The organism is Bradyrhizobium guangdongense, assembly GCF_006483445.1.
GTDB lineage: Bacteria > Pseudomonadota > Alphaproteobacteria > Rhizobiales > Xanthobacteraceae > Bradyrhizobium > Bradyrhizobium guangdongense_A.
This window is the reverse complement of sequence record NZ_PPPT01000291.1, coordinates 1-7,426: the sequence shown is the minus strand read 5'-3', so window position 1 is coordinate 7,426 and position 7,426 is coordinate 1. Positions and strand designations below refer to the sequence as shown.

8 protein-coding genes are annotated in these 7,426 nt (G+C 65.0%); 5 read left to right on the top strand and 3 right to left on the bottom strand.

Annotation, left to right across the window (positions count from 1 at the left end; translation table 11 throughout):
- Positions 1–98: 98 nt before the first annotated feature.
- A complete protein-coding gene (locus C2U70_RS31970) occupies positions 99–659 on the bottom strand; it encodes a cytochrome b (protein ID WP_140982609.1) in 561 nt (186 codons plus the stop codon).
- A 172-nt stretch (positions 660–831) separates the two neighbouring features.
- Between C2U70_RS31970 and murI the strand changes: the two genes are divergently transcribed.
- The 5 genes from murI to C2U70_RS31945 all read left to right on the top strand — a co-directional run bounded on the left by murI (position 832) and on the right by C2U70_RS31945 (position 5,462).
- On the top strand, positions 832–1,629 hold the full coding sequence (murI, locus tag C2U70_RS31965; protein ID WP_140982607.1) for a glutamate racemase: 798 nt from the start codon (positions 832–834) through the stop codon (positions 1,627–1,629).
- 77 nt (positions 1,630–1,706) lie between these two features.
- Entirely contained in the window at positions 1,707–2,480 is a 774-nt protein-coding gene (locus C2U70_RS31960; protein ID WP_140982606.1) for an HpcH/HpaI aldolase family protein, read from the top strand.
- Positions 2,481–2,724: 244 nt separating this feature from the next.
- Positions 2,725–3,504 carry an acyltransferase gene (locus C2U70_RS31955; RefSeq protein WP_140982611.1) on the top strand — a complete coding sequence of 260 codons (780 nt, stop codon included), beginning with the start codon at positions 2,725–2,727 and terminating at the stop codon, positions 3,502–3,504.
- Positions 3,505–3,689: 185 nt separating this feature from the next.
- On the top strand, positions 3,690–4,307 hold the full coding sequence (rpsD, locus tag C2U70_RS31950) for a 30S ribosomal protein S4 (RefSeq protein WP_140982605.1): 618 nt from the start codon (positions 3,690–3,692) through the stop codon (positions 4,305–4,307).
- 87 nt (positions 4,308–4,394) lie between these two features.
- Positions 4,395–5,462 carry a threonine aldolase family protein gene (locus C2U70_RS31945; protein WP_140982604.1) on the top strand — a complete coding sequence of 356 codons (1,068 nt, stop codon included), beginning with the start codon at positions 4,395–4,397 and terminating at the stop codon, positions 5,460–5,462.
- Here C2U70_RS31945 and C2U70_RS31940 read toward each other — a convergent pair whose 3' ends face one another.
- Both C2U70_RS31940 and C2U70_RS31935 read right to left on the bottom strand, forming a co-directional pair.
- A complete protein-coding gene (locus tag C2U70_RS31940; protein WP_140982603.1) occupies positions 5,463–6,734 on the bottom strand; it encodes a serine hydrolase domain-containing protein in 1,272 nt (423 codons plus the stop codon).
- A partial coding sequence (locus C2U70_RS31935) for a serine hydrolase domain-containing protein (RefSeq protein WP_140982602.1) occupies positions 6,715–7,426 on the bottom strand: 712 nt, incomplete at its 5' end. The genes C2U70_RS31935 and C2U70_RS31940, both read right to left, overlap by 20 nt.

Here is a 7,426-nt window from a genome sequence, read left to right as displayed (position 1 = left end):
TTCATCCTTCGAGGCTCACCAAGCGACGCGCTGCGTCGCATGGCTCGCGCCTCAGGATGACGGAGCCACCACTGCCATGCCGAGCTTACTTGTCCGCCCTACCCCCCCGTCCCCGCCTCTCCCGCCACCATCCGCGACGCCACGCGGTCGCGCCTGATGTAGTGGTGCCAGGCGGTGGCCACGACGTGAACCACGATCAGCGCCAGCAGCAGATAGGCAAAGAGGATGTGGCGGTCTTCATAGGCGCGCGCGGCCTCGCGGTCGGCAGTGGTGAATTGCGGAACGTGAAACCAGCCGAAGAAGCTTGAATAGTCCGGTGCGTGCGCGCCGGAATGCGCCCAACCCAGCACAGCGACCAGGATCGTGATCAGGTAGAGCGCGGCGTGGCTGATGCCGGCCGCGACTCTGGTCCACCGCGCGCTGTCGGCCGGCAGCGCCGGCGTCGGATTCGCCGCGCGCCAGACGAGGCGCAGCAGCATCAAGAGCAGCACGACATAGCCGATGTCGGCATGGATCGAGCGGTAGAAGAACCGGTCGGGCCGCGCCGGGACATGGTTCACCCACCAGCCAAAGCCGATCATGCCGATGATTGCGGCGGCCATACCCCAGTGAAACCACCGCGAGACGCTGCCCCAGCCGGTTGCGGTATTTCTGATCATGTCGAAGTCCCGGGATTTTGCGGATGTTTTCGTCTGCACTGCAGCACCGCCGCTGATAACGGGGCGAGGTGCGAGACGCGAATTGAATCGTTCCAAACCGGTCGCCGGTCGGCTATGCCGCAAAAGCGCCGCAAAAACCGAATGGTAACCATGGGAGGGCTAGGGTAACGACGTGGCAGACTCCCCAACGATCCTGGTGTTCGATTCCGGCCTTGGCGGGCTCACGGTGCTCCGTGAGGTCGTGGCTGCGCGCCCGGATGCGCACTATGTCTATGTCGCAGATGATGCCTTCTTTCCCTATGGCCATCACGGCGAGGACGAGATCATCGCCCGCGTGGTGCCGCTGATGGGCGAGCTGATCGCCGCGCATGATCCGGACATTGCTGTCATCGCCTGCAACACGGCCTCGACGCTGGTGTTGACGCATTTGCGCGCCGCCTATTCAGTGCCCTTCGTCGGTACCGTGCCTGCGATCAAGCCGGCCTGCGCGAAATCGAAGACCAAGCGCGTCTCGGTCCTCGGCACCAAGGGAACGGTGAAGCGCGAATATACCCACGCGCTGATCCGTGATTTCGCGCAAGGATGCGAGGTGACGCTGGTCGGTTCGCCTGAACTCGCCTCGCTCGCGGAAGCGGCGCTGAGCGGCAACGCGATCAGCGATGCAGACATCCTCACCGAGCTCGAGCCCTGCTTCGTCGGCGATCCCGCTGACGCGACCGCGCGCACCGACACGGTGGTGCTCGCCTGCACGCATTACCCGCTGTTGCTGGAGCGGTTTTCAAAGCTCGCGCCCTGGCCGGTGGACTGGATCGATCCGGCGCCTGCGATCGCGCGCCGCGTCTCGGATCTGCTTGGGTCCCGCGCTTCCGGCGCCGTGCAGGACGGAGCCGAGATGATCTTCACCTCCCGCCGCGCGCACGCACTCGGGCCTGCGCTGACGCCGTTCTTCGGCGGCCGCGTGCTTGCCTGATCTTTTTTGCCTGACTTTCCGCGGACGTGACGCACTGCTAGGTTGAGCGCCGTTCTCGACGTCAGTAGGTTTCCCAAATGCCGGACACGCCAGCGCCGCTCAACCGTCTCCGCCAGTTGTGGCGCGAGGGCCGTCCCGCCTTCGGCGCAATCGCGACCATTCCGAGCGTGCAGACCGTGCAGATCATGGCGCGCTCGCTCGACTGGATCATCGTCGATCTCGAACACGGCCCGATCGACCTGACGCAGGCCCATGCGATGATCGCGGCCACCACGGGCACGCCATGCACGCCGCTGGTGCGGATCGCCGCCAACGAGCCCTGGCTTGCCAAGGCCCCGATGGATATCGGCGCCTTCGGCATCAACTTTCCGATGATCACCAACCGCGCCGAGGCCGAGAAGGCGGTGCGCGCCGTGCGCTATCCGCCGCGCGGCGACCGGCTGTGGGGCCCGTTCCACGCGCCGTTCCGCTGGGGCCAGTCGATGCCGGAATACATGGCCTGCGCCGACGACGAGATGCTGTGCATGGTGACGATCGAGCATGTCGAGGCGGTCAACCGCATCGACGAGATCATGGCGACGCCCGGCATCGACATCGCCGTTATCGGCCCCGGCGATCTCGCCACCTCAATCAACAAGCGCGGGCAGATGGACGACCCGGAACTTCTTGCGCTGATCAAGCGGGCCGAAGCCGGCATCCTCAGGAGCGGCGTGCCAATCGGCGGGGTGGCGCGGACCGCTGATCAGGCCAACGCCCTGGTCGACCGCGGTTACCGCGCCATCGCACTCGGCTTCGACTGGTCGCTGTTCCAGCGCGGCATCATGGCGGCCTTCGACGGGATCAAGCGCTAGAACGAGAAAGATTTGCCGCCAGATCCTCCAGCGGGCTTGCAGGACGGTCGCGGTTTAGATTAGTTTAACCATATAACTTATTGAAATAGAATGACTTTAAGGAGATCAATGATCGTTCGGCGAACATCGTTGTCGCCTCCCGCCATGAACCTGTTGGCCTCAAGGCGGTTGGATCGTGCTAGATCAGGGCGGCGAGCGGAGGTCGACTCGCCGAGGGCTCTTTGTCCGCGGGAAACGGGAAACGATGCGCGGTACACCTAGGAAAATCTCGCTGCCGCGCCGACTGATTTTTGACCTCATGCACGCCTCTCTGCGCGTGCCCTTTGTCTCGCTGTCGCGCCCGCTCAATATCCGCCCCCTGCTCGAGGCCCGTGCCGGCACGGTCAATCCGGCCGGATGGGCCGCGATCTTCGTCAAGGCGTTCGCCCTGATCGCGAAGGACGAACCGATTCTGCGCACGCTGTACGCCAAATGGCCGTGGCCTCGATTCTACGAGCTGCCGCGGAGCGTGGCGCTGGTCGCGATCGCCCGGACCGTCGACGGCGAGGAATGCGTGCTGCCTCAGCCGATCCTGGGCCCCGCCGAGCTCTCGCTCGCCGAGATCGACGCCACGATCCGGCATGCCAAGGACGCGCCGCTGATGGAAGTGCCCATGTTCCGCAAGATCATGCTGGCAACACGGCTGCCGCTGCCGCTGCGGCGCCTCTCCTGGCTGATCGGGCTCAACTTCGGCCGCCAGCGGGCCAATTATTTTGGAAGCTTTTCGGTCACTTCGGTTGCAGCCTATGGCGGCGGCGAGCTCCATGCCATCAGCCCAGGACCTTTCATTGTGAGCTATGGAGTGGTTGGGGGCGACCAGACCATCGACGTCCTGATCCGTTGGGACCACCGGATTACCGACGCCGCCCCGATCGCCCGGGTGCTGACCCGGCTGGAGCAGGTTTTGAACACTGAAATCGCTGCAGAATTGCGCGGCGCGCGGCCTGCAGCGGAACCCAAGGCTATCAGGGCCGTGGGGACTTAAACGATTGACACGGCGACCCGAATTCCCCTAAAAGCCGCCTGCTCGCGGGCCGATTTCGGCCCGCGAAGCGTTTCGCGACCCGTGGCCCCGTTTCTCAAGCTTTGGAAATGGAGCCTGTCGGTGCCGGGTTTACCCGTCACACAGGAGGGCGCGTTTCCTCAAACCATGAACCTACAGAGGACGCGATGACTAAGCGCAGTGAAGCCAAGTACAAGCTCGACCGCCGTATGGGCCAGAACATCTGGGGCCGCCCGAAGAGCCCCGTGAACCGCAGGGAATACGGCCCCGGCCAGCATGGCCAGCGCCGCAAGGGCAAGCTCTCCGACTTCGGCGTGCAGCTCCGCGCCAAGCAGAAGCTGAAGGGTTACTACGCCAACATCAGCGAGCGTCAGTTCCACGGCATCTATGTCGAGGCGAGCCGCCTCAAGGGCGACACCGGCGAGAACCTGATCGGCCTCCTGGAGCGTCGTCTCGACGCGGTCGTGTACCGCGCCAAGTTCGTCTCCACGATCTTCGCGGCACGCCAGTTCATCAACCACGGCCACATCAAGGTGAACGGCCGCAAGGTCAACATCTCGAGCTACCAGGTCAAGGTCGGCGACGTCATCGAGGTCAAGGAAGCCTCGAAGCAGCTCACCCACGTGCTGGAAGCGAGCCAGCTCGGCGAGCGCGACACCCCCGACTATCTCGAAGTCGACCATGGCAAGATGACCGCGAAGTACACGCGCATCCCCGGCCTCTCCGACGTGCCGTTCCCGGTGCAGATGGAGCCGCATCTGGTCGTCGAATTCTATTCGCGCTAAGATTTGAATATCGAAAGGCCCCGGTTCGCCGGGGCCTTTTTGCTTAAGAGCCACATCAGTGGCCGTCCTGCCTTCAGGAGGCACCCCATGCTCTACACCCCTCCCCCCGTCGATCCCAAGGCGCCGCCGGTGCGCGTCAATCTGCTGTCGGACACGCAGACGCGGCCGACGGCCGGCATGCGCGAGGCGATGGCGCGCGCCGAGGTCGGCGACGAACAGGTCGGCGATGATCCGAGCGTGAACGCGCTCTGCGAACGCGTGGCCGATCTGCTCGGCAAGGAGGCAGCCGTCTACATGCCCTCCGGCACGATGTGCAACGTCACCGCGACGCTGGTGCACTGCCGGCCCGGCGACGAGATTTTGGCGCATGAGACTGCGCATATCATCGCACGCGAAGGCGGCGCGCATGCCGCGCTCGGCGGTTTTCAGGTGACGCAGCTTCCCGGCGCGGACGGCCAGTTCACGCCGGAAACGTTTCGCAAAGCCCTGCATCCGCGCTCGCGCTACCAGCCGCCGCAGACGGTCGTCAGCGTCGAGCAGACCGCCAATATCGGCGGCGGCACGATCTGGAAAAAGGCTGCGCTCGACGAGATCGTCGCGATCGCGAAGAAGCATGGCCTCGTCACCCACATGGACGGCGCGCGCCTGCTCAATGCCACGGTCGCCTCCGGCATCTCGCCACGCGACATGACCGCGGGCTGGGATTCGGCCTGGATCGACTTCTCAAAGGGCCTCGGCGCTCCCATCGGCGGCGTGCTGGCCGGCACGCGCGACTTCATCGATGCGGTCTGGCAGTGGAAGCAGCGGCTCGGCGGCTCGATGCGGCAGGCCGGCATCTGCGCCGCCGCCTGCATCTACGCACTCGATCATCACGTCGATCGCCTCGCCGACGACCACGCCAATGCGCGCACGCTGGCGCGCGCCCTGTCGCAGATCGCGGGCATCGAGGTACAGGAGCCCGAGACCAATCTCGTGTTCTTCAAGCCGGACGGCGCCGGCGTTCCCGGCGACAAGATGGTCGCTGCACTCCGCCAGCGCGGCGTCATGCTCGCGATGATGGACGGCCGCATCCGCGCCTGCACCCATCTCGACGTCGACGCGGCCATGATCGAGGAAGCCGTCGGCCACATCAGGGAGATCGTGCGCGGCGCATAATTAGCGCCCCATCGCCTCGTAGATCAGTTGCTTCAGCTCGGTCTGGATCCGGCCGCGCTGCGACGGCGACTGCATCATGCAGATCACGAACATGTCGTCGGCGGGATCGATGAAGAAGAAGGTGCCCCCGACGCCATCCCAGCGATATTCGCCCGCGGGCAGCGGCGGTTTCGCTTTGGTGCGCACCGCGAAGCCGAAACCAAAGCCGCTGTCGGATGACGGGAAATAGAACTCGGGGTCGCGCCTGATGCCGCTGCCCTCGCCGATCTGGTCGGAGGTCATCAGCGCCACCGTTTCGCGCTTGAGATAGCGGCGGCCGTCGAGCTCGCCGCCATTGAGCAGCATCTGCGCGAAACGGGCGTAATCCTGCACTGTGCTCACCATGCCGGCGCCGCCGGACTCCCAGCGCCGCGGCGCGGTCGCCTCCTTGATGCCGGCGACGGGGCGGTCGAACCAGTCGTCCGGCAAGGGCTCCGCGATCAGCGGCCGCTTCGCATCGTCAGCGACGAAGAACGCGGTGTCACGCATTCCCAAGGGATCGAGCAACCGTTCCTTCTCGAACTGATAGAGCGATTGCCCGGAGACGACCTCGATCACCCGCCCCAGCACGTCGGTGGAATGGCCATAGTCCCACAGCGTTCCCGGCTGCTCGGCGAGTGGCACCCGCGTCAGCCGGTCGACAAATTGCGCGTTGTCGGGATCGCCGTCGAACAGGCCGGCCAGCGCATAGAGCTTTCGCACCAGGCTATCGCCATAGAAACCGTAGGTGATCCCCGCGGTGTGACGGAGCAGATCGCGCACCGTGATCGGCTTCGCCTGCGGTGTGAGCGCCAGCTTGCCGTCGGGCTGCTCGACGCCGACCTTCACGTTCCCAAAGGCCGGAATGTATTTTGCGATCGGATCGTCGAGCCCGAGCTTGCCGTCGTCGACCAGCATCATCGCCGCGACCGACGTCACGGGCTTCGACATCGAGTAGATGCGGAAGATGGTATCGCCGGTCATCGGCGCATGCGTCTTCACATTGCGCTCGCCGAGTCTTTCGTAAAGCACCGGCTTGCCGTGCTGCTGGATCAGCAGGACTGCGCCGGGGATCTTGCCAGCGCTGACTTGCGCCTCGAGATAGTTGCTGATGCGCGCGAGCCCCCCGGGCGACAGGCTGCGGGGCTTGGGCGACGGAGTCTCGGCGCGGACGGTGCCGGCCGCGCCGATCAGCAGGGCGAACGCCGCCGCGAAGGCGACGCGAAGATACGCCTCAGTTTTCCATCGCCTCATAGACCAACTGCTTCAGCGTCCGTTGGATGCGCTGGCGTTCGCTCGGGGTCTGCTCCAGCAGCACGAAGAACATCTTCTGCTTGGGATCGATCACGAAATAGCAGCCGGAGGCGCCGTCCCATTTCAGCTCGCCGAGATCGCCGGGCGGCGGCGGCTTTGCGTTGCCGGGATCGGTGCGCACGGCCAGGCCGAGGCCGAAACCGAAGCCGTCGCCGGGGAAGTAGAAATAGTCGCGATCGACGCCCGAGCTCGGGCCGATCTGGTCGGTCGCCATCAGCTTGAACGTCTCAGGCTTGAGAATGACCTTGCCGTCGAGACTGCCGCCATTGAGCAGCATCTGCGCGAAGCGCGTGTAGTCGTGCATGGTCGAGACCATGCCGCCGCTGGCGGATTGCCACCTCTTGACCACAGTTGGGTCGTTGATGCGGCCGACGCGGAAATCGCTGTCGTTCGGCACCGGCTGCGCAAGCAATTTTTGCTTCTCCGGATCGGTGACGAGGAAGGCGGTGTCGACCATGCCGAGCGGATCGAGCAGCAATTCGCGCTCGATCTCGAGCAGCGACTTGCCGGCTGCGACCTCCATCACGCGCGCCAGAATGTCGGTGGAATGGCCGTATTGCCAGAGCGCGCCCGGCTGGTTGTGCAGCGGCAGCTTTGCGATGCGCTCGGCGAACTCGGCGAGATCGAAATCG